Annotated in this window: 14 protein-coding genes and 1 tRNA gene; 7 read left to right on the top strand and 8 right to left on the bottom strand. The window is 60.9% G+C overall.

Features of this window, described 5'->3' with window-relative positions:
* Window positions 1-247: 247 nt before the first annotated feature.
* The gene (locus QE395_RS02395) at window positions 248-1,213 is read right to left on the bottom strand and encodes a hypothetical protein (protein ID WP_249833173.1); all 966 of its coding nucleotides are present in this window, start codon (window positions 1,211-1,213) and stop codon (window positions 248-250) included.
* Window positions 1,210-2,154: a LysR family transcriptional regulator gene (locus QE395_RS02390; RefSeq protein WP_095363031.1), complete on the bottom strand. Its 945-nt coding sequence runs from the start codon at window positions 2,152-2,154 to the stop codon at window positions 1,210-1,212. The genes QE395_RS02395 and QE395_RS02390 overlap by 4 nt, the downstream gene beginning before the upstream one ends.
* Window positions 2,155-2,255: 101 nt before the next feature.
* Here QE395_RS02390 and QE395_RS02385 point away from each other — a divergent pair, with 101 nt between their 5' ends.
* The 3 genes from QE395_RS02385 (at window position 2,256) to QE395_RS02375 (ending at window position 4,282) form a co-directional block, all read left to right on the top strand.
* Entirely contained in the window at window positions 2,256-2,585 is a 330-nt protein-coding gene (locus QE395_RS02385; RefSeq protein WP_095363032.1) for a nuclear transport factor 2 family protein, read from the top strand.
* Window positions 2,582-3,364: an SDR family oxidoreductase gene (locus QE395_RS02380; protein ID WP_095363033.1), complete on the top strand. Its 783-nt coding sequence runs from the start codon at window positions 2,582-2,584 to the stop codon at window positions 3,362-3,364. The genes QE395_RS02385 and QE395_RS02380 overlap by 4 nt, the downstream gene beginning before the upstream one ends.
* 138 nt (window positions 3,365-3,502) lie before the next feature.
* Window positions 3,503-4,282 carry an alpha/beta hydrolase gene (locus QE395_RS02375; protein WP_306987459.1) on the top strand — a complete coding sequence of 260 codons (780 nt, stop codon included), beginning with the start codon at window positions 3,503-3,505 and terminating at the stop codon, window positions 4,280-4,282.
* Between the two features lie 191 nt (window positions 4,283-4,473).
* Here the strand turns inward: QE395_RS02375 and QE395_RS02370 are convergent, their stop codons facing one another.
* From QE395_RS02370 to QE395_RS02350, 5 genes are all read right to left on the bottom strand, one after another.
* Window positions 4,474-4,743 carry a DUF333 domain-containing protein gene (locus tag QE395_RS02370; protein WP_095363109.1) on the bottom strand — a complete coding sequence of 90 codons (270 nt, stop codon included), beginning with the start codon at window positions 4,741-4,743 and terminating at the stop codon, window positions 4,474-4,476.
* 192 nt (window positions 4,744-4,935) lie between these two features.
* On the bottom strand, window positions 4,936-5,415 hold the full coding sequence (locus QE395_RS02365; protein WP_176472595.1) for a hypothetical protein: 480 nt from the start codon (window positions 5,413-5,415) through the stop codon (window positions 4,936-4,938).
* 242 nt (window positions 5,416-5,657) lie between these two features.
* Window positions 5,658-6,509 (bottom strand): DUF3037 domain-containing protein, encoded by an 852-nt coding sequence (locus QE395_RS02360; RefSeq protein ID WP_093534722.1) that lies wholly within the window; start codon window positions 6,507-6,509, stop codon window positions 5,658-5,660.
* On the bottom strand, window positions 6,494-7,246 hold the full coding sequence (locus QE395_RS02355; protein WP_249833174.1) for a HipA family kinase: 753 nt from the start codon (window positions 7,244-7,246) through the stop codon (window positions 6,494-6,496). Before QE395_RS02355 ends, QE395_RS02360 begins: the two co-directional genes overlap by 16 nt.
* A gap of 923 nt (window positions 7,247-8,169) precedes the next feature.
* On the bottom strand, window positions 8,170-9,228 hold the full coding sequence (locus tag QE395_RS02350) for a TIR domain-containing protein (protein ID WP_306987457.1): 1,059 nt from the start codon (window positions 9,226-9,228) through the stop codon (window positions 8,170-8,172).
* Window positions 9,229-9,886: 658 nt separating this feature from the next.
* On the opposite strand from QE395_RS02350, the gene QE395_RS02345 reads away from it, so the two are divergent.
* The 3 genes from QE395_RS02345 to QE395_RS02330 all read left to right on the top strand — a co-directional run bounded on the left by QE395_RS02345 (window position 9,887) and on the right by QE395_RS02330 (window position 15,929).
* A tRNA-Ile gene (locus QE395_RS02345) sits at window positions 9,887-9,979 on the top strand.
* Window positions 9,980-13,632: 3,653 nt separating this feature from the next.
* Complete coding sequence (locus QE395_RS02335) at window positions 13,633-14,652, top strand: AAA family ATPase (protein ID WP_306987455.1); 1,020 nt, start codon at window positions 13,633-13,635, stop codon at window positions 14,650-14,652.
* A 923-nt stretch (window positions 14,653-15,575) separates the two neighbouring features.
* Window positions 15,576-15,929, top strand: coding sequence for a hypothetical protein (locus QE395_RS02330; RefSeq protein WP_306987454.1), 354 nt, complete (start codon window positions 15,576-15,578; stop codon window positions 15,927-15,929).
* A gap of 1,025 nt (window positions 15,930-16,954) precedes the next feature.
* On the opposite strand, the gene QE395_RS02325 is transcribed toward QE395_RS02330, so the two are convergent.
* Window positions 16,955-18,496 carry an arylsulfatase gene (locus QE395_RS02325; RefSeq protein WP_306987453.1) on the bottom strand — a complete coding sequence of 514 codons (1,542 nt, stop codon included), beginning with the start codon at window positions 18,494-18,496 and terminating at the stop codon, window positions 16,955-16,957.
* 424 nt (window positions 18,497-18,920) lie between these two features.
* Between QE395_RS02325 and QE395_RS02320 the strand changes: the two genes are divergently transcribed.
* Window positions 18,921-23,036, top strand: coding sequence for an autotransporter outer membrane beta-barrel domain-containing protein (locus QE395_RS02320; protein ID WP_306987452.1), 4,116 nt, complete (start codon window positions 18,921-18,923; stop codon window positions 23,034-23,036).
* The last annotated feature ends 288 nt before the right edge of the window (window positions 23,037-23,324 follow it).

Here is a 23,324-nt window from a genome sequence, read left to right as displayed (position 1 = left end):
TGTCGCGTCCGGCCAATGGCCGCCGTGTTACGCAAGGCGCCGGATGAAGGTCCGGCGCCTTCTTTTTGCCTACGCAAACGCAGGGTGAGCGCTTATGGCGATGCTGACGCGCTCGTCCCAGAGTGACCCGACAGAAATCAGGGCGATACCACGGACGACATGGCACAGATACGAATCACCTACTGATCCGCATGATTGAGCATCGCCGTGCCGCAAACCAGATTGCGCTGCCTCGCATGCAGCAGGCTCAGCGCTGAGTCGGCAATCCGGGCGTTGTGTTCACTGCCGGCTTCTGCCTTTCCGCTTCTTCCTTCAGCACTTTTTCGTAAAAAGCCCGTTCGCGGGCTGCGGCAGCGGCTTGATCGCGCGCATCCTCCTCGCGGTTGAGGCGATCGATCTCCTTGTACTCGGCCCATGTCTCCGGCGATATGGTTTGGAGCCGGTTGTCTGCGCGCAGCTGTAGCGACGCGGCAGGAGCCGTGGCCACGGCGAAGTTATCCATCAGCCACTGCTGCCGCAATTGCGGTGACGCATTCATCAGGTCGGGCTCGGCGTAAGTGTCCATCGGCAATATCTGCTCGGCCAGCGCCTGTTGGGACGACATGCGTGCCAGCCTTACGACCAGGCGCTCCTGCTCTCGGTCCTTCTGGTACACCGCGACGACATCGCCCTGGATCCAGAGCACGTACCAGTACCCTGCGATAGGGTAGACATGGAAGGGCGTGTGGCGGACCAACAGCAGATTGCTGCCCTCATCGTAAAACGCCGACCATCCCGGCGGCGCCGGGTCGGGCGCGCAGTCGATGCTGCTTTTCATGATCTTCTGAAGATGCACCTCACCGCCACTGGCGGAGAGCCGCGTCGCCCAGCAGCGGGCGCCGGTGTCGTTGTGCGATGCCAGCAGGATGGAGGATTCATCCAGCACCACCACGTCGCTGTGCACGACCGGATCCTTCAGTGCGTCCGGGTCCTGCAGCAGCGCTGCGAAGCCACCGTCGGACAGCTTCTCGCCGTCCACGTACAGGTCATAGCGGGTGTACTTCCGGTATTCGCTGACATTGATGTCCAGCGTACTCTGCGTCACCGCCACGACCTTCAGCGGATCGGCGGAGAGCACTGTCTCGCGACTGGTCCTTCCGCACGCTCCCAGGAGCAGCGGCACGACGAAGAGAAGGGTGGCCATGCGCGACAACGCGCTGATGCTGGCGCTCATGGAACTCCGGGGGGCTGGGAAGGCGAGGCATGATCGTCACCGTTAAGGTCGCGGTCGAGCAGGCAGTCGATGAAGGCGCGCAGCGCAGGACGCAGGTAGCGCCTGCTGGAATAGTACAGATACAGGCCCGGCACCGTAGGCGACCAGTCGGCCAGCACGCGCCGCAGCCTTCCATCGCGCAGGGCCTCGGCGATGCCGTCGTCATTGTAGGCGTACAGGATACCCAGCCCCTGCAGGGCAGCAGGCACCACGATGTCCTGGTGGTTGGAGATCAGCGGGCCCTCGCCGACGTACTCGGCGCGCCTGCCCCGCTTAGTGAATTCCCATCCCGCCACCTTTCCGCTGCCCGGGAAACGCCAGTTGATGCAGGCGTGGTTACCGAGGTCATCCGGTGTTCTGGGCTCACCAGACCTGGAGAGGTAGTCGGGCGACGCCACCGCCAGCAATTCGATGTCCGGCGTCAGCCGCACCGCCACCATGTCCTTCTGCAGGCGCCCACCCACCCGGATCCCGGCGTCGAAGCCCTCACCGGCGATATCGGCCAGGCCATCGTCGATCACGATGTCCAGCACCACCTCCGGATGCGCCTGCGCGAACCGGCCCAGGCGCGGGGCGATCACCTTCTTCGCCGCCATGCTCAGCGTGTTGATGCGCAGCGTGCCCGCCGCGCGCGCGTTGGCACCGACCGCTTCGGCAACCGCCTGGTCCATGTCGCGCAGCATCGGCGCTATGCGCTCATGCAGCCGGCGCCCGGCTTCGGTGGGCGACACGCTGCGGGTGGTCCGGTTCAACAGGCGAACGCCCAGGCGCGATTCCAGCTGGCGGATGACCTGGCTCAGGGCAGACCGGGACAGGCCCAGGTGATCGGCCGCCCGGGCAAAGCTGGCGCGATCCACCACCGCCACGAAGGCCTTCAGTTCCGCGAATTCAGCGCCGCGCATTGTGCACTGTTCCCTACATGGTCTGATCGGATCATAGGCGATTCTCTTACCTTCCAGAACGGCTCACGCTTGCTCCACCCCGAACCCACAGGAGCACTGCGATGACTGATCTGAACCTGCCCGATCCGATAGCCGCCTACTTCCACGCCGACAGCCAGGGCGCCGCGGCCGTGGCCCGATGCTTCACCCGCGATGGGGTGGTCCTGGACGAGGGCCATACCCATGCCGGGCCTGCGGCCATCGAGGCGTGGAAGACCGATGCCGCCGCCCGCTACAGCTACACCGCCACGCCGCGTGCGCTGGAGCAGCATGGCCGCAGCTACCTGGTCACCAGCACCGTGGCAGGCAATTTTCCCGGCAGCCCGCTGGACCTGCGCTACGCCTTCACCCTCGAGCGCGGAAAGATCGCCCGGCTGGAGATCGCGGCATGAGCTTCGATCTGGAACTGACCGGAAAGCGCGTGCTGGTTACCGGCGGCACGCGCGGGCTGGGCGCGGCGGTGGTCGAGCTGCTGGCGGGGCTGGGCGCACATGTACTGGCAACAGCGCGTACCTTGCCGCGCGCGCCCGTCAAGGGTGTGCATTACATGGAAGCAGATCTCGCCAGCGCTGAAGGCGCCCGCCAGGCCGGCGAGGCAACGCTGCACCACCTCGGCGGCATCGACGCGCTCATCAACGTGGTGGGCGGCTCATCGGCACCTGCCGGCGGGTTCGCCGCGCTGGATAATGCCGAATGGGCCAACGCGCTGGACCTTAATCTGATGTCCGCCGTGCGGCTGGATCGCGCACTGCTGCCGGCGATGATCGCGCAGGGATCCGGCGTGATCCTGCACGTCACCTCGATCCAGCGCACCCTGCCGCTGCCCGAGGCGACCACCGCCTATGCCGCCGCGAAGGCCGCCCTGTCCACCTACAGCAAGGCACTGTCCAAGGAAGTCACGCCGAAGGGCGTGCGGGTGGTGCGGGTCGCGCCGGGCTGGATTGAAACCGAAGCTTCCGTCGCCTTCGTCGAACGTATCGCGGCCGAAGCACAGACCGATTACGAAGGCGGCAGGAAACGGGTCATGGACGGGCTGGGCGGCATCCCACTGGGGCGACCGGCGCAGCCGCGCGAAGTGGCCGACCTCATCGCGTTCCTGGTCTCGCCGCGTGCGGCTTCGATTTCGGGCACGGAGTACACCATCGACGGCGGGACGGTGCCTACGGTGTGAGGGACGCAGGTCCGGGGTGATTTGGACGCCGGATCAAGTTATCAGGACTTTATGCGACCGATCGTGCGCGTGTGGCCGGCAAAGTAGCCCTGCCGGCCAACGCCGCCCCCGCAATCCCACCGTCCCGAGGAGTCGTCCATGTTCAAGCTCATCCCTGCAGTGTTCGCGGTCGCCCTGGCGGCCGCCCTCTCCCCCGCCCAGGCCAGCGACGCCGTTCGCGACCAACCGGTGCACAACGTCGTGCTGGTGCATGGCGCCTTCGCCGATGGCAGCGGCTGGCGCGGGGTGTACGACGACCTGACCGCGCGTGGCTACCACGTGTCGATCGTGCAGAACCCGCTGACCTCGCTCGCTGACGACGTGAAGGCCACCCAGCGCGTGCTGGATCGTCAGGATGGGCCGGCCATCCTGGTCGGGCATTCGTGGGGCGGCACCGTGATTACCGAAGCGGGTGTGCACGACAACGTTGCCGGGCTGGTCTACGTCTCGGCGCTGGCGCCGGATGCGGGCGAGACTACGGCGCAGCTGTACACCGGTTTTGCGCCCACGCCTGAGTTCGTGATCGAAACAGGAAGCGACGGTTTTGGCTTCATCAAGCCCGACAAGTTCAAGGCAGGCTTTGCGCATGACACCACCGATGCGGACGCGGCATTCCTGCGCGATTCGCAGGTGCCGATCAACATGTCGGCGTTTGGCACTAAAGTGACGCATGCGGCCTGGCGCACCAAGCCGAGCTGGGCGGTGATCGCCACTGAAGACAAGGCGTTTGATCAGGCGATGCTGATCCACATGGCCGAACGCATCAACGCGCAGATCACCAAAGTGCCTGCGAGCCATGCCGTCTTCATGACCCAGCCCAAGGTGGTGGCCGATACGATTGATCGTGCGGCCAAAGAGGTCGGCAAGAACTACAAGTAGGGCGCTTGCGGTCAACGGTCGCGAGGTACCGGGTGCGCCGGACCGTTGGTCCGGCGTTTGCCTGCGATGCTGATGCGCCCGCATGGCCTTGCTATCAAGTTGCTATAAAACTTAGTAAGACTTTATAGGTCGTTGATACGTCGCACCTATCGTTTAAGCCAACTTGATTGAAAATTCGGATTGGACCGGCGTTAGCGCTGCTTCTGCCCGCCGTCCCGCCGGAACAGTTCCCACTCGTCGATCCGTTTGCCGTCCGGCAAGTGGCAGATGCCCCGCTCATTGCCATCCCGGTCCTTCTCGATCATGACCTTGCCACCGCGTTTCACGCAGTACTCGGACGCCGGGTTGGCCATGCCAACAGGAACGCCATTCTCGCGCGCCTCCTGATTCTGCTGGGAACACCCCGCTGCTCCGGCGACCGCGATGGCAGCAGCGAGCACGGCAACATTGATGCGACGCATGAGCCATCTCCAGTACTGCCCTATTGGCTCAGGCAGTGTGGAACCGGAGTTGTGAACGTTCTGTAGCAGCAACACCGGTAGCGCCGGACCGTTGGTCCGGCGACTCTCCACCCAGCCCGCGACAACAACATGCGCGGGCCGCATTTCCATCATCCGCGCCCCCCCTGGGCACTCACGGACACCTGCAAGGCCCTAGTGCACCGCCGCAGCCGCCTTGGTGGCCTCCGTAACAGCCGCAGGCGTAAGCGGCGAGTTGTAGACATCCACAACGGAGATCAACGCCAGCAGGTTCCTGATGGTCAGGTCTTCCACGGTTCCCGGGCAGTGCTCCAGGATGTCGATGAGTGCCAGCAGTTCGACGATACGCAGATCATAGATGCGCAGCAGCTCGCGGATGACCCGGAACAGATCCGTCCTGGATACATCGTCCACGCCGATCAACCGGTTGACCAAGGTGCCCGGTGCGTGAGGGTGTGCGCTGCGGGTAGAGTGAATGGCACCAATGACATCGCTGAGCGTAAGCGCCTCGAACGGCGTGTCGTTGGCAGTCAGATGTTCTTCGAACGTAAGCCAGGTGGAGCTCCCCCACTCCAGCGTATCGGCGATTTGGCCGAAGTAGTGGGTGAAGTCAACGGATGTGCGCGTGGGCGCGGTGAGATTTTCGGATGACATGGCGGGATTCCTCAGTTGAGTTGAGATCCAGCGCCCTGCAACGGGCTGGGCGCTGATGCGCCTTGCTCTTCGGGCTGCAAATCCCGGTCACCGATTTTGCGGTGACGATGCCATGCTGACGCTGGGAGACAGCCGAGTCAACGCGCTGCGCCTCAAACTGTGCGCGGCGCATCAACGGCAGGCTGGAAGCGTGCTCTGCATTCCGTAGTCGATGGTCTTTTGCGACGCACTGGTCGACGCGATCAGTGAAGGGCAGCCGCCTTAGCAAACGCGGTAATGGCGCGAATGTTGTCCGCACGCTCCACCTCTACACCCGCCTTTCTCAGATCACCTTCGATCTCATCGATGGCTCCCAAGATGCGCTGGTCATTACCGTCGGGCCGCTGGACAGCAACCAGCATATCGGGCGGCAAAAGATTGTGCTTCTTGAGACGCTGGATGCGGTCGACAAGACGACCACCGGTATCGAAGACTCTGCTGGCTTCATCCTTTGCGAGGTCGAGGGGCTTGATCGCAAGGTGCACATTCTCGCCACGCTTGTGAGCAAACGGGACGTTCAGGTGCAGATCTTCGTTGCCGATCACTGCTTCGTTGAAATACATCCGAAGGTTCGCTTTGCGCAGCAGCTCGCGAACGCCTCGCTCGACCAACTTGTCGTGATAATCCTTGTTTGCGAAATCACGCTCAACCATCCTGGCGAACAACTGGCCGAGCATTGCATCAGGGTCCTCTGCCATCACGACCCGGGTTTCACCGAATCGCAGCAAAGTCTCACGTGGATGCACCAATCCGATGAACAGTTGGCGCACAGCTTCCTTATTGCCTATGGCGACATTGGCAGCCAGTGCGCGGAGGCGCTCAAGCTCCTCCCCCATGTAGGTCAGAGCGTCGCGATATATCTTCAGATCCAACTGCTCAAAGAAGCCGCGGATGCGCCCGGTTTTTCGGGTGGGAACCAGGCGGAAGTCAAAGTAGCCCGTCGCCGGACAGGCCAGCACCACGCCGACATTGGCAAACTCGCCCGTTTCCGCGTAAGGCAGAAAGCGAATGATTGCGTACTGGCAGGGAACAGGATTCATCAGGCTCGGAGCCATGGAGTCATCCTCCAGAAGTCCTCATGGGAGTATCTATTCAACAGGGCAAGAACAGCATCTGGATCGAAATTGGTGGGTACGGTCTGCTCTTCATCCACGAACTGCCACTCTTGAGGGACATTCTTGCAGGCATCGGCCCAAACCGCCAGCGCCCGACCGCACAGTTCGCGTAGACGCTGAGGTTCTATAAGATCTTGATTCAAAAGATCTATCTGGCCTGCAAAGACATGGGTCACACTGAACGTAGCAGGGTCAAAGTCCGGATCGAAGGCTAAGTTCTGATCAATGACGACCAGCTTGCGCGCCTCGGTACTCCACAGCAAATTGGGGTTCCCGCTGTAGGCCGTAAGGGTGCGGTCTCCATTGTTGATCCACCAGTCGAAAGCCAGCACATCGCGCTGCAGACAGTCATCCACCTGATGCAAGTGGGAAATGCTGAACTCCTGCACGTGTTCTACCTTCCGCGAGGCAAACAGAGGCATAGACCCCAGGTCTCGGCCTTCCGGGTGCAGTTCCAGAAGCTCGGGGGCTGCCTGTGCGATCGTGAATTCCGGAATCGGCAGACCGAAAGCTTTAGCGAGATTGCCGCCAAGCCATTCGCAGATCAGGCTGCGCTGGCTTGCCGCGCGCCCTTTGACGAAGTAAAGGTTGCCGTCATCGCAGCGGCAGTGAAACGGGCGCGTCATGCCCTGCTCACTTCGGCCCTGGATCTCAACTACGGTGAGGGGTCTGATCATTGCGGCAGCTTACCCGGCCAATACCTGGTCAACATGTGGGCGCAACCATGACTTGGCCACATGCTTACAGCACAAGTTGGCCGCAGCCGGCGAAATTACCATCTATGGTCCATAAGTGGTTGAATCGCTTAGGGCGGCAAGCTTCCAGAGGCCTTAAACCGGCCAACTTGCGCTTTACGCTTTAATACAAGTTGGCCGAGGGTCGAAAGCAAGATTGACGCGGAAGATAACTCGCTGATTTCACTAGAAATCCATGACCTCCGGTGAAATCTCCGCTGTGCTTGGCTGACTGATTCATTGCCGGACCGACCTTTACACTTTCACCTACCAAAGAATCCTTACCGAGACACTTCTGCGGCCTTCCGCCCCGTGTGACAGTGGTCGCTGGTTGGCCACGTTGGGCAGTGGACCTTCAGCCACAGGAAGTAGCTTCGGCGTTTTCACAGAGCTTGCACTTCTTCAGGATGCGCAAGGTGACAACCGCTGAGGGAGACCATCTCGACTCGTATCACTTGTCGTAGAACTCAGCGCTAGTTGCTGATCCCTTGAGAATTTGGATTGAGCGATCACAATCCGCCTTCGCGACGTAGGATTCACTACTACGAGCGACAGCAAGTCCATTCGACGCGTAGTAGACCCAATACCAATGTCCCTTCGCGTCCTTCTTTTCCCAGTAGCACGGATAAGTCACAGTAGCCATATCGCCTCCTTTTCAGGTGATCCCGTCTATTGAACAAATGCGCATTCCTTCGGCCGTGGCTGAGCCAACGTCGCCGCGACGCATGTCGTCTGCCAAGCACTGCTTTTCCAAACTCAAAGCCGCACCACACCGTGTTCAAACCATAAGCTTGATTCAGCGAGCTCCGCCGTGGCGGTCGCTATCGCCAAGCATCTCCCCGACCACGATCCAGATGCCGAAACACTCAGGTCTTCGCCCGAAACTCGTTGAACGTTTTCAGCAGCTTCATGGTCGCATCGTAGTCGAGCTTATCTCCCTCATACTCGCAGCGATACAACCCCTGAAGGTTCGACGGCAAAGCAACTCCCTTCTGCACAAGCAAGATGACCCTCTTGTTGAAGAGCGCGATTGCAGCCCCGATCTCGATGAGAACGTTGTGGTTAAGGTGGACGTGCTTATTGCCCTCCGAATCCAACATTTCCCCCTCACTGTTGACGTGGATCACGCCCGCCGTGCATTCGCGCATGTCGTGAAAGACTTTGTCAGGAACCGGTACAGCAGTCGACTCACGCTCCACCGATACAACCGGCTCAAAGTTCCCGAATTGAAGGAGTTCTTTAATCTGGTTCACGATGGCACGACTTTTGCCATGCGTGATGAAGACTCTATTGCTGCTGGGATCAACCGGCCGTGTGGCTTGCATTCCAACGCTGCGCGCAACATCGGGTTCCTCCGTCTGTATTTCCGAAGGAGTATCGATATGGTTGACGCCAGTGCTGCTGTGAGCACCAGAGTCCACCGTCGGCGAGACGGGATTCTCTCCTGGCGCTGGGATGGCAACAAAGAGACCGGTCTTTGTCTCCCGCAAAATCCCGGTATTGGTCCCTGTCATCTTCAACGCCTGTACCGCTTCCGCTGCACGTTCCTTCGGAAGCCCCATGGTAACCAGGACGTTTGCAGCGATCCCGTCTTGCGGAAACTTTGCGCGGTCGTAGCGCTGGAAGAACTCGCGCATGATGCGTGGCTTGAGTACGGCTTCCGCCCGACCTCGAACATCGTCGCCCTCTTCCTCGGGTGCAACAATTCGCCTCCCGAGCTGCGTGAGCTTAATCGAATCGGCCCCGTAGCCTCCTTCCGTTAAGCCATACGCTATAGATGCACCGGTCAATGTGCGCCAAGGCCCACTCGTCGGCGTCATGTTCACTGCAAATGCAATGTCATGTGGAGCGGCACTTTTTCCAGCAAAGTCATCCCAGATCGCTCTTGGGACTCGGAGGGCTTGGTCCAAGGTCAGCGATGGCATGTCACTCTGCATCACCTTCGTCCGCGCGACCGACTTCGCGATTGCCGCACTAGCTGTTTGGCCACTGCTTGATCCGGGGTCAGCGGAATCATCTGGTGAGAGCGGCAACCTTTTCTTAGCCATCTTTTTTCACTCCAGCACAGATTAGCAGGGGGGGCGAACGAACTATGACCCCGGGCGCGCTAACAATCAACAACTCCTCCAAACCTTGCCTCTCGCAAACACATATTCCACTAGACATCTACGCCGCAAGCAGTTGTTAGTATTGCCTTTTCATCGAGGTGACTTTGGTGCGCGCTTTTTCTTGATTGCCGCACCTGATTGGGCAGGATGCGGCTGGAGTGCGCAGAATCGGAGGTCGATCTCTATTCATCAAAATTTCCACCTTCGGATTGGGAGCCGCCATGTCCTTCGCCGTATTCGATCCAAACTACGCCCCCAGCTGGCCATGAAGCGCCCTCCTCTCCGCTACAGTTACTGCGCCCCCCCCTATGTTGCCGCCGATTCGAGCTGTGCGCAGTAGAAGCCTCCTGCCACGTGGCGAGCCGACGTCCTAGACCGCAGCAACCGGCCGATTCGATTGTGCTAGTCTGACTCCAGATGAATACCTGCCCATGCCTAGGCTACGTTCGAATACCGGTGTGATCGCAACGATCACGCCCCTGTAGCTCAATTGGTAGAGCAGCGGATTTATATCCCGTCAGCGCCAGATAAGCGGCAAGTGCCGGTTCGAGCCCGGCCAGGGGCACCACCTAATTCGCCAGGACAGATGACACATTGCGCCGCGGCGAGTGCGCTCGGACTTTGTGTATGCGCTTTTTCCTCGATACCGAATGGGCCGACACATTAGGCTCTGAGCTCGTCAGCGTCGCTTTGGTCGCGGAGAATGGGGAGTTCTTCTACGCCGAGCGCGACACACTTCCCGAGTACCCGACTGACTTCGTTCGCCAAGTTGTGTACCGGCAACTCGATCGCGGGCCGTCTGCATGCTCAGATGAGGCGATGACGCGAAGTGCACGGGCCTTTCTCGTTAGGGGACGGTCACCCGCGATCTACTCCGACTACGCCAACGACCTTCAGCTCCTACGGTACGTATTGGCAGGCTTCGATCTATCCGAAGCAGAGGTATCAGCGTGCGGTCCGGCCCCGGAAGCGATGGTCACCGAGGTAATCCATGACAAGGTGACGCTCACCTTGGTGGAAGCCTACTTCGAGGCACATCCCCACGTGCGAGCCAGGCGGCATCACGCATTGGTCGACGCGGAGGTGCTCCGTCAAGCGTGGCTTGTTTCTACTGGCCGCACACCGTGCCCACCATGGGCCGTCCATACCATGAGGCGACTTGTTCGTGCCCCCAAGTGACGCATGTAGAGGTTACTCCGGGTCAGCGTTTTCTCAGGCCCCTTGGTTAGTGCAACAAAAGATCATCACTTCCCAACAACAGAAGTTCTTTACAATCAAGGGCTTAAGCCAATAAATCGCTTGCGCGGCAAGTGAAAAGATGGTTACGATCGTTCAACAAGGCAGTCATGAACGGTCATGAAGCTCCAATCACCCGCACTGAGCTCCCTGGAATCCCGGCTCGAACGAGAGTATGGGCTGGTGATCGACTCCTGCGCGACAGCCCGGATCCTGGGCTACAGAAGCGCAAACTCGCTGGCTAAGGCACGCAGCCGCGGAGTCGTTGCAATCGACATGTTCCGGCTGCCAAACCGCCAAGGACTCTATACGTCCCCCAAGCACCTGGCCGCCTATCTGCGGGCAACGTTGCCCGAAAGCCACTTCCCAACCTGTGAGACAGCGATGGACGGATAGCCGAATCCGGTCGCTGAGAACACGAAAGCCCCGATTAGAGGTCGGGGCTTTCGAATGGTTGCCAACGTTGTCCACCTGGCACGCCAATCTCAGCACCACTTCCCTCGTAAGTCAACTTCCGCACGGGTGCCCGAGGCCCCGTCACGGGCGGTCATGGCCGGTCACGTCGACGGCAACGTTGGAGGGCTATTCAATGCTTGAGACAGCGCAACTCGAAGCACTATTCGCCTCGTGGCAGCTCCCGCCTTCAGGGCGGGCATACATCGAGCATGTCCGCGCAACCGATCCTGCCCGTTTGGTCGGATCCGGAAATGCGCGCAACACTCCTTTGCGTTTCGCCAGTCAACGGATGGGCCATGTGATCCAGGCGGAGAGCGCCACGGTCGAAGGCGCACTTGTTCGGATGTGCGAGTACGACCAAATCAATGTCCTAGAGTACTGGGACCAGCCAACAACGGTTCCGCTGGTCATCACCAATAGGCTTGGACGACGTCAGCGCTCAACACACACTCCGGACTTTCTCATTCTCCGCCCCTCCGGGCCTGCCGTAGTCGAATGCAAGCCAGAAGCGTCTGCAGAGTTGCTCGCCACCACGAGAGCGCAAGACTGGACGAAGGGCGGCGACGACGCATTTCACTACGCGCCTGCGGAGGCGTACTTTGGTGATCTCGGCATTTCACATGAAGTTTGGGTCCCCGACGACAGGAGCGAGCTCCGGTCCAGCAACATCGACCTGCTATTGGCAGTACGGCGGTGGCCCGCCGCCCCCAAGACCGAGCACTGGAAGGCGAGGATCAGGCGGCACCTTGGAAATGTCTTGATCGCGAGCATCGCAGATCTGACTCGGGAGCTGAATCTACCTGACTCGGCAGTGCTACTTCGCGGCATTCATGATGGTTGGCTCTACGCTCCTCTTGATCGATTTCTACTATCGTCCCCACACGACGCACTTGTAGCCCTGTCGGCCAGCTGCTTCGACCATGCGATAGAGGTAATCGAGACATGGCACAGAGTAGTGCCGAATGGCGGGACTTGCGATGTACTGCCCAACGTTTCACAGGCCTCGCTGATGCTTCAGCGCAAGAGAGAGCTTGATGGCGCATGTCAGGCCACATTCTCGGCACGAACTCTAAGACGCCACCGTCAAATTCTTCGCAAGAGCAATGGCGACGTCCGAGCGCTAATGCCCAGAGCTAGGCCGGGAAACAAGGCTCCACGTATCACGCCGGCACATGAGCTATTCATCCAGGAGTGCATAACCGATCATCATGCCATTGCGGCCTCACCGTCCATGTACGCCAGCTATGTCGACTACAAGAACTTCTTTGACGATAAGAGGAACGCCGGTGGACTCCCGCAAGCCGAGTTCCCGATATCGTTCACTACATACGTCGCAAGGGTGAAGGCTCGAGATCCAGAGCACATGGCCTTGTGCAGAGGCGGAAAGCGAGCAGCTAACGCCGCTGCGCAGCCTACGGATCGTCGACACTGTAGCGCGCCTGTGCGACGGCCATTCGAGTCAGCACAAGCCGACCATTATCTCAGCGACCGAACGTTGGTGCTTCGCAGTTCAGGGAATCAGCGGATCACCCGAAAGCCGTGGATCAGCGTCCTGAGGGATGTCGCCAGCAGCCAGGTTCTTGCACTCACGGTTGGATTCCGACCGCCGAGCAGGAAGGTTCTTTCCGAGCTTCTTCGGGACTGTGCCAGACGTCACGGGCGTCTTCCCGAGACAATTGCAAGTGACTGCGGGTCAGACTTTCAATCCACGTTCTACGAATCCACTCTTGCAATATACGGCGTTCATAAGAAGGATCGCCCAAGCGGGGCGCCAAGATTCGGAGGAGATCTAGAGCGCCTCTTCGGATTACTAAAGACGTCCATCCTATGGAAACGGGCTGGCTCGACACGAAACGATGCTCGGGGACGTGCCGCTTCCGCCTCTCATCGAAGCAGTGCGTTGGCAGAGCAAGACCTGATCGACTTCTATGATGAGCTCGAAAGCGCCATCTTTGACCAGCTGAATATGCACTTGAGGGGAGAAGCTCTGAACTCTCCAGATGTGATCATGGACTGCGGGCTTCAGACCTACCCCATGTCAGGGATTCCAGTCGAACTCGATCTAGACTTCCTGGTCGCCACGTCCGTCGATGCGCCTTGCAGGTGGTACACGATAGACCCGTCTCGCGGCATCAATGTGCTAGGCCGATGGTACTGGAGCCCGGCACTTGCCAAGGCAGCGAAAAGTAAGGCTGAGGTCCGCCTTGACTCGTGGGATGACGAAGTGGTCTATGCGCGGGTCAATGACGCGTGGGTACCCTGCAGGTCGAGGGGTTCGCTTCCAAGCGAAGCCAGGAACTTGCTCGCGAAACTTTGCCGCTCGACATTGCGGCTAGACGGGCGCGCCGAGCTCGCACAAGCAACGGAAGAGGCAGATCTATCATTGGCGCGCCACCTCACGAGACGAGGGCGCTCTACATCCGTTGAGACGATTGTACCCGAGGCTCCACGGAACCGACGTGACCTAGATGACAATCACACAGCCTCAGAAAACATTCCCAGCATATCTGTCACCTGGAGCGAATGATCATGGCCCGGAAGCTGTCTCCAGCAGCATTGCATAGACTCGACATACACCACCCGCGATATCAAGAGGTGGAGCGACGGCTATTCACGCAGCTTTCAATGGGTGCGCCGGGAAGCGTGGTCCTACTCGTCGGTCCGACGCGGGTGGGAAAATCCCGACTGGTCCGAGACGTCTCTGAACGTCTGGTCAAGCAAACAACTGTCGGGGACACGCAGCCAACCATTGTAGTAGAAGCCGCCACCACCAATGGCGGCCGCTTCTCTATGAAGCACTTCACCATACGCGCACTCCAGGCTCTGCGTCATCCCATGTACGGGGATTTAGGCTTTGTCATCCGCCAAAGCGAATCGGAGACGCACCTACGCATCAAGCTTGAGCAAGCAATTCTGCATCGACAGACCCGGTACTTGTTCATTGATGAAGCGCATCACCTTCTGAGGACGAGCCGAGGCGGGTTGCCCTCCGAAATTCTGGACTCGCTCAAGTGCCTAGCAAACGCAACGGGTGTAATTCTAGTGCTCGCGGGTAGCTATGAGCTATTCACTGCGGGGCTTTCATCGGCGCATCTGAACGGACGAATGAGGGTCATTGAATTTGCAAGGTATCGAGCGTGCACGTATGACGAACTCAGCTTCAAAGGCATACTCAAGGGATTAGACGAGTGTCTATCTTGGAAGAATGGTCAATCCTTGATCGCGCACTGCGCGTATATCAGGGCTGGCACGCTTGGATGCCTTGGCCTGCTTCTAGCCTGGATTAATGCAGCCATGTGCGAAATGTCCTCCAATGGCGAGGTGCTGCTTCGCTTGGAGCACTTCATGGAGACTAGGTTCGAGGAGCAGATCATCCTCATTGCGAAGGAGATCGCGGTCGGAGAGGCCGCCATGCAGAAGCTACTCCCCGCACAGCCAAATGTTGGCGACGACCCGCAACCATCGTTGAGCGCTCCACGACCGCGCAGAAAGCCCTTCCAGAGAGCGCCGAAACGGGATCGAGTAGTGCCCGCGGCAAGGGGCCGCTGATGGCGGAATATTTCTCGCTTCCCCACCTCGGCGCAGGGACAGTTGAGGTGGAGGGCCTCAGTTCTTACTTAACTCGTATGGCTCAAGCACATGGATGTTCGGAGTGGCAATTAGCTTCGCACCTTCGGGCCTGGTGGGAGCGCACGCATTCTCAAGGGTCAGCAGACCGATTCCCATCGATAGCTCACTCGACTTGCCGAACTCCGCTGTGCGGTATGGGCTCAGACGTCGAGAAGCTCGTGGTGGCACTTAGGCACGCAACTGGCGTGACAACATTGAGATCAGGCACCATGATGCCGATCGCACGTGCCCTATCGCCCACTTCGATCGGGGTGCTACGAACGTCCAGAGCTTGGTGCCCGGCTTGCTATACGGAGGATTCCAAATCGAACCAGCCTCTTTATGACCGCCTACTGTGGGCTATGTTACCAGTAACCAGATGCAGAGCGCACAGAATCGAGTTGACCGACCGCTGCCCGGCGTGTACGTCCCCCCAGTTGGCTAGGGCAGGATCACGCCTAGATGTTTGCAACGTGTGCGGAGCGGGACTCTTAGCGGCTTCGCCCCAGTTTTCCTCCGCGAAGCGGCCAGCTTTTGGCGAAGATCTGATCTACGAGCTTATTGAAGCGTGCGCTTGCGATCCCACAGTCACGATCAATCGCCAGAGCATGCGGCTCTTCTTCAAACGTCACCGCCGGGAACTTCCAGCGGGAGATCCGCTGCTCGCAATCCCATCATTAACGAGCGGGACGAGCAGGCCTTCACTCGTGAGCATCCTGCGAATGGCAACTGCGTTTAACGTTTCACTTCTCGACTTTCAGTCATCTGAGCCACCTGAGACTACACGCGAGCTCTACGGACCGGCGTCCCCACCACTACCGCGTACATTTCGTCCGCGGCATTCCAGGGAGGTCCGTGCTCGAGTGGAAGCCGCGCTGTCCCGAGCCTTGAAAGGTCCGAAGGTCTTGGTGTCGTTCAGGCTGTTCTGTGCGCAGCAGGGAGTTTCAACGGGTTACGTTCTGCACCAGTTGCCTTGTCAGTCTAGGGCTTACATCGCACGAAGGAAGGACTGGGCAACTGCTTCCGGACGGTCGAAGTTGCATGCTGCCCAGATGGTTGCCGGCTCGGGCCTTGTCGAGGACTACCAACAGGGCCGTATCAAGCAGCTCAAGGACTTGATTCGCGAAGTTGCTTCCGCAGCTGGAGTATCGATCGTAACCGCCCGAAAAGCCGTAAAGCTCTGCATGGCTGCCGAAGGCTTTGAAGGATCGGATTAGCGGGCTGAGCGTTGATCGAGAAGCGTTGCTAAAGTTGGCAGAGTACCGCTTGGATTCGAAAGCGTCGCTTAGTCAAGGTACAACCCACAGTGGCAGCCGCCTGGGCAAGGCGAGGCCACAGGCCCACCACGTCGTGCGCCTTACCGGGACTGGACGTCGGCTGTTGGCGGTCCGGGGGTTCCGCAGATGAGCAAGAGCAAGCCGGGGCTATCGTAAGTACACAGGAGAATGCCGCGGAAGGAGATCCGGCAGGCACCGTGAAAAAAAATCCGGGTGCAGGGTATGGCTTCCGAAATGGCGTCTCAGCCCAGCCACGGCGGGACGACTTGGGAGGATTAGGGCAATGGCCAGGTGGCACGAGCCAGCCCAATCAGGTTGCCTACGTGCGCAGGACCTACAAAAAGGAATCTTGCTGATGTCTACGAACGATCAGCCTTGGGATGTGGCAATGGCATTGCGAGATGTGTCCGCGGCTATTGCTGGACACGTGCACAATGCAACTATCCCAACCCCCAGTGAACTCAATAGCTGGCTTCACTACATCAACAGAGCCGCGCCCGTGTATTGGGCGCTTGAGAGCGCCTGCGAAGCGCTTATTGAGGATGGAGTTGCGGAAGCTAGAGTTCAGGCGCTCAAGGACGCCTTAACCTATGCCCAGGGGCAGATAGCGTACTGGCCCAGGAGGGATCGATGGTAGGTCAAGCGAGGCTGCGGACCTCGGGCAGTTCGGTCTCATATTGAAGGGCAGTTCCGAGCGGAGGACACGAGAGTGTCGCTTCGGAGATTTCGAGACGATCCGCCCGAGATCGACTTCCTCCCAGTATTGCCAGTGGTACGAGCGGACATGGCGGCAGGGTCACTAGCGCTGGTCCGCTACGGTCGGAGAAGGCCGCTTTCGGCCAATAGCGGACCAAGTGCACGCTCAGACGTCATCTTCTACCCTTTGACCCATAGGCTGGACCGCTGGATGCTGCTACATGCAGCGTTGCGAGTAAAAGCACATTGGGGCCGCCGTTGCGGAACTATCAGTTCTTTCTGCCCCCTTCTTCTAACGCTTGCAGGGCCTTATCCACGCTGAGCGACCCGGACACCTGGCTGGGCGGATAGTCCTTGAAGGTGGCTAGAAACGCACCGACGACGCCCGTGGCGGGCATCATTACCCACAGTTTTTCGCCCCACCACTGGCCGTAGGACGTGGACTCGGTCTGGTAGCGCTCCCACGGATCAACCCGCAGGTTAGTTACCAGTGGCACGTTGGTTGAATCTTCCTTGCCGCTGAACAGGTTGCCTACGATGGTCTTGAAGGTGATCTTCCACTGGTTGTAACGCACCGCCATCAGATCGGCGTTGTCGCTGAAGTAGAAGAATTCGCGACGCGGGCTCTGCGATACCGTTCCCTCAAAGAAAGGCTTGAAGTTGTAACCGTCAAGATGGTTCCTGAAGGTCGTAGTGCCTGCTTGGTAGCCCTTAAGCAATTTTTCCTTGAGTTCCGGCTCGCCAGCGGCCGCTACCAGCGTCGGCATCCAGTCTTCGGCAGACATGATCTCGTTGATGATGACGCCGGGTGCGATCACGCCGGGCCAGCGCGCCAGCATCGGCACGCGGAAGCCACCCTCGTACACGGTACCCTTTTCGCCCCGGAAGGGATGATTGCCTCCGTCGGGCCAGCTGAAGATCTCGGCACCGTTGTCGCTGGTGAACAGAACCACCGTGTTGTCAGCGACGCCTAGCGCATCCAGTTTGGCCAGTAGTTCCCCCACGATCCAGTCAAGTTCGGCCATGGCGTCTGCAAACAGGCCGAACCCGGTCTTCCCGTCCCATTCCTTGGACAGATGCGTCCAGGAATGACACCGCGTGGAGTTATGCCAGAGGAAGAACGGCTGGCCCGCGCTGACCGAGCGCTCGATGAATTCACAGGACCGCTTGACCAGGTCGGCGTCGATATCCTCCATGCTCACCTGGGCAGCCGCATCCATCCCTGGATGCGGTGGCAAGGGTCCTGCATCGCTGATCTTCTGCCTGCCGATTCGCCCCCAGCGCGGATCTTCCGTGGCGTCGTCCTCGTCGGCGGCTACGCTGTGGATGATGTTGCGGGGCCCGAACTTCTCGCGGAAGCCGGTGTCCTTCGGATACTCCGGATCGTACGGCTCCTCCATCGCATTGAGGTGATAGAGAATTCCGTGGAACTCATCAAAACCGTGCACCGTGGGTAGGTATTCATTGCGATCGCCGAGATGATTCTTGCCGATCTGCGCCGTCGCATAGCCAAACGGCTTGAGGATCTCAGCAATAGTCGGATCGGTAGCCTGCAGCCCCTGCTTGGCGGCGGGAAGGCCCACTTTGAGCAGGCCGGTACGGAAGGGTGTCTGCCCGGTGATGAAGGCCGCGCGTCCGGCCGTGCAGGACTGTTGCCCGTAGTAATCCGTGAATAGCGCACCTTCGCTGGCCAATCTGTCGATGTTCGGCGTGTTCCCGCCCATCATGCCTCGATGGTAAGCACTGACGTTCCAGATGCCGACATCATCGGCCATGATCATGATGATGTTGGGCTTGTTGGTGGTATCCATCGAGCAGCTCCGTTGACTCGGCAAAACGCCGGCCATTGGATGGATTCTGGATGCTGCGAGCGCTCACTGCCGCCGAATTAGTACGTGGCGTGACTCGGTAATACTACTGAGACCAGCGCATCCGTGCCGACACCCGGCCTTTCAGGCGAGCCATGATGGGCATCCAGGCTGTGCAATAACGCCTGGGACGGCGATTGCTCGATCGCTTTCCGGGACGACGAGCGTCTGACCTGCACCGCGCGCTTCGCGGCGCGCGCTCTGGCCTTCAGCGTTGCCGTATTCACGTTACGCATGAACACGACATGGGTGAGCAAAATTCAGCATATTTACTGAGAGTATCCCCACCGAAAAACCCGGAAGATACGCTTGTCTCGGCTGTCGCTTCGATCACAGCCGGGTCCCTCCGCGGCAGAAGGGAATCGTCATGCGAGTTCGGTACAAGTTCGGGGCCGCGGCAGTCCAGCGGCCGCCGCGCGTCCGTTGTCTGACGCTTTTCGTCTCGCTCACCTTAGCCTGGCAAGCCAATGCACAAACCTGCCCCAGCCCTGCGGTGGCCAACGGAGTAGAGTGCACGGTACCACCCGGCACCACGATAAACATCGCCGCCAACGCGACGGGACTTTCTGCGTCGAACACCGGGCGCATCCTCGGCGACGGCGTCAGTCTCAACCTCGCCGGTGCCAATGCCACCGCCGCATTGGCGCAACTGGGTGGCGTGATCAGCGTCAACAACAGCGTCATAAGGACCACCTCGACCGCCGGCAACGCCACCGGCCAGTTTGGGTTGCGTGCCACCGGCACGGGCAGTGGCATCACCGGGACCGGCACCACCATAACGATGGCGCCTGGCGGAAATGCTGCGCCGGCCAACCTGAAAGGTGTCAGCGCCGAAGTAGGTGGGTCGATCAACCTGACCAACGCGCAGATCCAAGTGCGCGGCGGCACAAACGCGACCAACAACCATGGCGCGCAAGCGATAGGCGGCGGAAGCTCACTGACGCTGACCGGCGGCAGCGTGGATGCCTCCTCGCGCGGAGCGTTCGGCGTCGCCGCACTGGGGGGCGGTTTGGTCGACCTCGACGGCACGCAAATCACTTCGACCGGCGCTCAGAATCTGTCGACGCTCGATTACGCCAACGCCATCGTGGCGCGGGGAGCCACCAGCCGGGCCACCGGCACCAACGTGACCGCGACCGCGCTGAGCAACTTCGGCAACGGCCTGCGCGTCGACGACGGAGCAAGCGCGGAGTTTTCCTCAAGCACGCTCAGGAGCAACGGAGCGGGCAATATCGGCGCGCCTGCGGCCGCGGTGCGGGTGACCGGCGGCGGCTCGTTGACGCTCAACGGCGGCAGTTCGATCTTTGCCGCCGGGTTGAACGGCTCGCCCGGCCTCGTGGTCGACGGCACCGGCTCGGTGGCCCGCCTCGAGAACTCGTCGGTGACCGTCAGTGGCCTGCGATCAGTCGCAGTGTATGTCCAGGCCGGAGCGTCGGCCTCGCTTGTCGATACGGATGTGGCCGCGTCCTACATCAATGCCACTGGCTCGCAGCAGGCCGCGGTCCAGGCTGAAGGCCCAGGCTCGATCATCGATATCGAGCGGGGGACGATCTCCACGACGAACCCTACCTCGTCCGGCGTGCGCTCGTTCGACGGCGCCACGGTCACTCTGGACGGGACGAGCCTTGCCATGCTGGGCAAAGATGCCGCCGGCATCGAAGCTGGCCTGGCCACCGTTGTCGCCAGCAATTTCACCATCGTCACCCGGGGCGCCGACAACGCGATGGGCGCGCTGGCGGACCTGGGCGGCCTCGTCAACCTGACCGGGGGCTCCATCACCACGTATGGCAACCAAGTGCGGCAGGCTTCGTTCGCGCATGCGCTGGGTGCGCGCAACCCCGGCGGCACATTGAATGCCCAAGGCACGACCGCGCAAACCTTCGGCACCTATGCGATGGGCGTATGGGCTGATGATGGGGGCACCGCGACGGTCAACGATGTAGTGGTCACCACGGAGGGCAACGGCGCCATTGGCGTGTTCGCCGTCACCGAGCAGACCGGCGCGCAGTTTCCTGCCACGGTGGTCTACAACCGCGGCAGCGTGGTCACTTCCGGCGCGCTCGCCCACGGCGCGTCTGCCCAGGCGCGCAACGACATCTCCACCGAGCTGGCGAAGATCACCCTCACCGGTACGCCGATCACCACCTCCGGCAACGACGCGGTTGGCCTGCGTGCGGTGCTGGCGAATTACGGAACGGCCCCGGCTACGGGACGAGGCGAGGCGCAGCTCTACGCCAACAGCCTGACCATCACCACTTCCGGCCCCGGTGCGCACGGCGCGCTGTCACGTGACAACCCGACGCTGGTGCAGATGGACAACGTGATGCTGAGGCCCAGCGGCGCGGCTGCACACGGCGCGGTCTCAGTGATCGGTGGCCGCATCGTCGGCCAGGCGACTACAGTGGCGCCCACCGGGACCGATGCGATGGCGCTGTTCTTGGTTGGCACACCTACGGCCGTTTCGGAGGCCTACTTCAGTGCCAGCGAGTTGACCAATACCAGCGGCCCTACCGTGGGTGTCGCTGGCAACGGCAGGATCGGGTTGACCAACACCACCGTGACCGGCGCCGATCAGTGGCTGCGGGTCGGCGAACTGAGCAATTTCCCGCTGCTGGCGGTCAGCGAGCCAGGTGTCCGTGGCCCGGCCGATTTCCCGGACGACGACGGCAACCTGCCCATGGACCCGCCGCCGCTTCCGCCCGGCGCCCCCGTGCCCCCCCATCCCGGCGCAGCTGACATCACCGCTACGGGCAGCACGCTGACCGGCTCCGCGTTCACCGCCGATGGCAGCGTGTCGAACCTTACCCTGGTCGAAACGCTGTGGAGGATGACCGGCAGCTCCAACCTCACCACGCTGGTGAATGACCCCAGCCGGATCGAATTCGCGCCCCCCGTCGGCGATCCTTCGCTCGCTTCCAACTATAAGACCCTTACCGTCTCGAACTACAGCGGCGACGGGTCGCTCGCGCTCAACACTTGGCTGGCGAGCGACGGTGCGCCGTCCGACCAGTTGATCGTGGTCAACGGAAGCAGTAGCGGCCCCGGCTTCATCGAAGTCAGCAACACCGTCGGCCGGGGCGACCTCACCGTCGCGGATGGCATTCGCGTGGTGCAGACGATTAACTCCACCTCCACCGCCAACAACTTCGCGTTGGCCACGCCGGTGTTGGCCGGGCCGTATGAGTATTTCCTCTACCGTGGCGGCGCCGCCTCCGCCTCCACTGCCGATGTCGAGAACAGTTGGTACCTGCGTTCGGTGATCGACTGCTCGGTGCCGGGCGGACCTTCACCGCCATGTCCACCACCGCCGCCGCCTCCGCCACCGCCACCGCCGCCCGATCCGCCACCGCCACCGCCTCCGCCTCCGCCGCCGCCGCCGCCGGATCCGCCACCGCCACCGCCTCCGCCTCCGCCTCCGCCGGATCCGCCACCGCCGCCGATCCCCGCTATCCGGCAGGAGGTCTCGTTGATCGCGGCCGTGCCGGCGATGGCGCAGATCTACGGGCGCACACTCATCGACACGCTGCATGAGCGCGTTGGCGACGAGGAGTTGCTGCGCCAGCGCGACGATCTCGATCCCGACCGCCGTGGCGTCAACGGCGCCTGGATGCGTTACGTCGGCCACGATGGCGAGCACGACGGTGGGCGCTTGGGCGTCTACGGCCGTCGGGGGCCCGACTTCGACTATCGCTTCGAAGCCCTGCAGGTCGGACTCGACCTGTATCGCCACATCGATAGCGACGACGACAGCCGAAAGCACGCCGGCTTCTATCTCGCCTACGGCAAGGGCGAGGGCGAAGTACGCCATAACTTCCTGGAGTACCGTTTCCACGCGGGCACCGACAAATTCAAGGCGGGCTCGATAGGCGGCTACTGGACCGCCTTCAACGACAAGGGCGCCTATCTGGATGCTGTTGGCCAGTACACCTGGTACGACCTGCGCGTGGAGTCACTGCGGACTGACGACAGCTTCGTCGACGCCGAAGGCCTGGCTTTGTCGTTGGAGGGCGGCTGGCCCTTCATCCTCAATGATGGCGAGGGCCGCTCAATCGAAGACGGACGCTGGCGGCTGGAGCCGCAGGGCCAGGTCATCTGGCAGCGCGTCGACGTGGACGACCTCAACGACGGCATCGCGCAAGTGCGCTTCACCGACGGCGATTCACTAGTCGCACGCATCGGCGCTCGTCTCAATCGCAATGGACAGCGCGACAACAAAAACGGCCAGCGTCGGGCCAGTAACGCCTGGCTGCGGGCAAATATCTGGCGAGAGTTTCGCGGTGAACCCCGTGCGGAATTCGCTACCAACAGCGGCTACCTGCCGTTCGCGGTGGATCTAGGCGGCAGCTGGGCTGAAGTTGGCGTGGGAGGCACCTGGCAAGTCTCGCAGACCGGCTACCTCTTCGCCGACATTGACTATAGCCGGAGCTTCGACGGCAATGAAACCGCGTGGAACGGAAAACTGGGGATGCGGTGGAATTGGTGATGCGCGCTCGCCCGCCATGCACTGGCCGGCATTCGCGGAACTGCATTCTCGATACCTCCGGCGTCCATGCGCATGGATGAAAACCCAACTCCTGGTTGAGCAGCAGCGTGGTGCACTCTTCGCGGCGAGAGCGCGTGGCGTGGCGGAGGTAATGGAGGCTGGTTCGCCACCGCCGATACCTCTCCACACCGCGCAATTATTTGGGGCAGCGAAAGGAACGACGTCCCTTGCTTCGTGTGCCGGTGCGAAGGGCCCTGCCGGAAGACTGAATCAGACACAGTGCCACCC

This window comes from Stenotrophomonas sp. SORGH_AS_0282 (assembly GCF_030818125.1).
Classification (GTDB): domain Bacteria; phylum Pseudomonadota; class Gammaproteobacteria; order Xanthomonadales; family Xanthomonadaceae; genus Stenotrophomonas; species Stenotrophomonas rhizophila_A.
Note: the sequence above shows the minus strand (reverse complement) of the source record. Positions and strands in the feature narration are given on the sequence as shown.

Bases quoted from the DNA above. Each gene is read 5' to 3' on its own strand.
- QE395_RS02395 (WP_249833173.1), bottom strand. From the start codon at position 1,213: ATGAGCGCCAGCATCAGCGCGTTGTCGCGCATGGCCACCCTTCTCTTC.
- QE395_RS02390 (WP_095363031.1), bottom strand. From the start codon at position 2,154: ATGCGCGGCGCTGAATTCGCGGAACTGAAGGCCTTCGTGGCGGTGGTG.
- QE395_RS02385 (WP_095363032.1), top strand. From the start codon at position 2,256: ATGACTGATCTGAACCTGCCCGATCCGATAGCCGCCTACTTCCACGCC.
- QE395_RS02380 (WP_095363033.1), top strand. From the start codon at position 2,582: ATGAGCTTCGATCTGGAACTGACCGGAAAGCGCGTGCTGGTTACCGGC.
- QE395_RS02375 (WP_306987459.1), top strand. From the start codon at position 3,503: ATGTTCAAGCTCATCCCTGCAGTGTTCGCGGTCGCCCTGGCGGCCGCC.
- QE395_RS02370 (WP_095363109.1), bottom strand. From the start codon at position 4,743: ATGCGTCGCATCAATGTTGCCGTGCTCGCTGCTGCCATCGCGGTCGCC.
- QE395_RS02365 (WP_176472595.1), bottom strand. From the start codon at position 5,415: ATGTCATCCGAAAATCTCACCGCGCCCACGCGCACATCCGTTGACTTC.
- QE395_RS02360 (WP_093534722.1), bottom strand. From the start codon at position 6,509: ATGGCTCCGAGCCTGATGAATCCTGTTCCCTGCCAGTACGCAATCATT.
- QE395_RS02355 (WP_249833174.1), bottom strand. From the start codon at position 7,246: ATGATCAGACCCCTCACCGTAGTTGAGATCCAGGGCCGAAGTGAGCAG.
- QE395_RS02350 (WP_306987457.1), bottom strand. From the start codon at position 9,228: ATGCCATCGCTGACCTTGGACCAAGCCCTCCGAGTCCCAAGAGCGATC.
- QE395_RS02335 (WP_306987455.1), top strand. From the start codon at position 13,633: ATGGCCCGGAAGCTGTCTCCAGCAGCATTGCATAGACTCGACATACAC.
- QE395_RS02325 (WP_306987453.1), bottom strand. From the start codon at position 18,496: ATGGATACCACCAACAAGCCCAACATCATCATGATCATGGCCGATGAT.
- QE395_RS02320 (WP_306987452.1), top strand. From the start codon at position 18,921: ATGCGAGTTCGGTACAAGTTCGGGGCCGCGGCAGTCCAGCGGCCGCCG.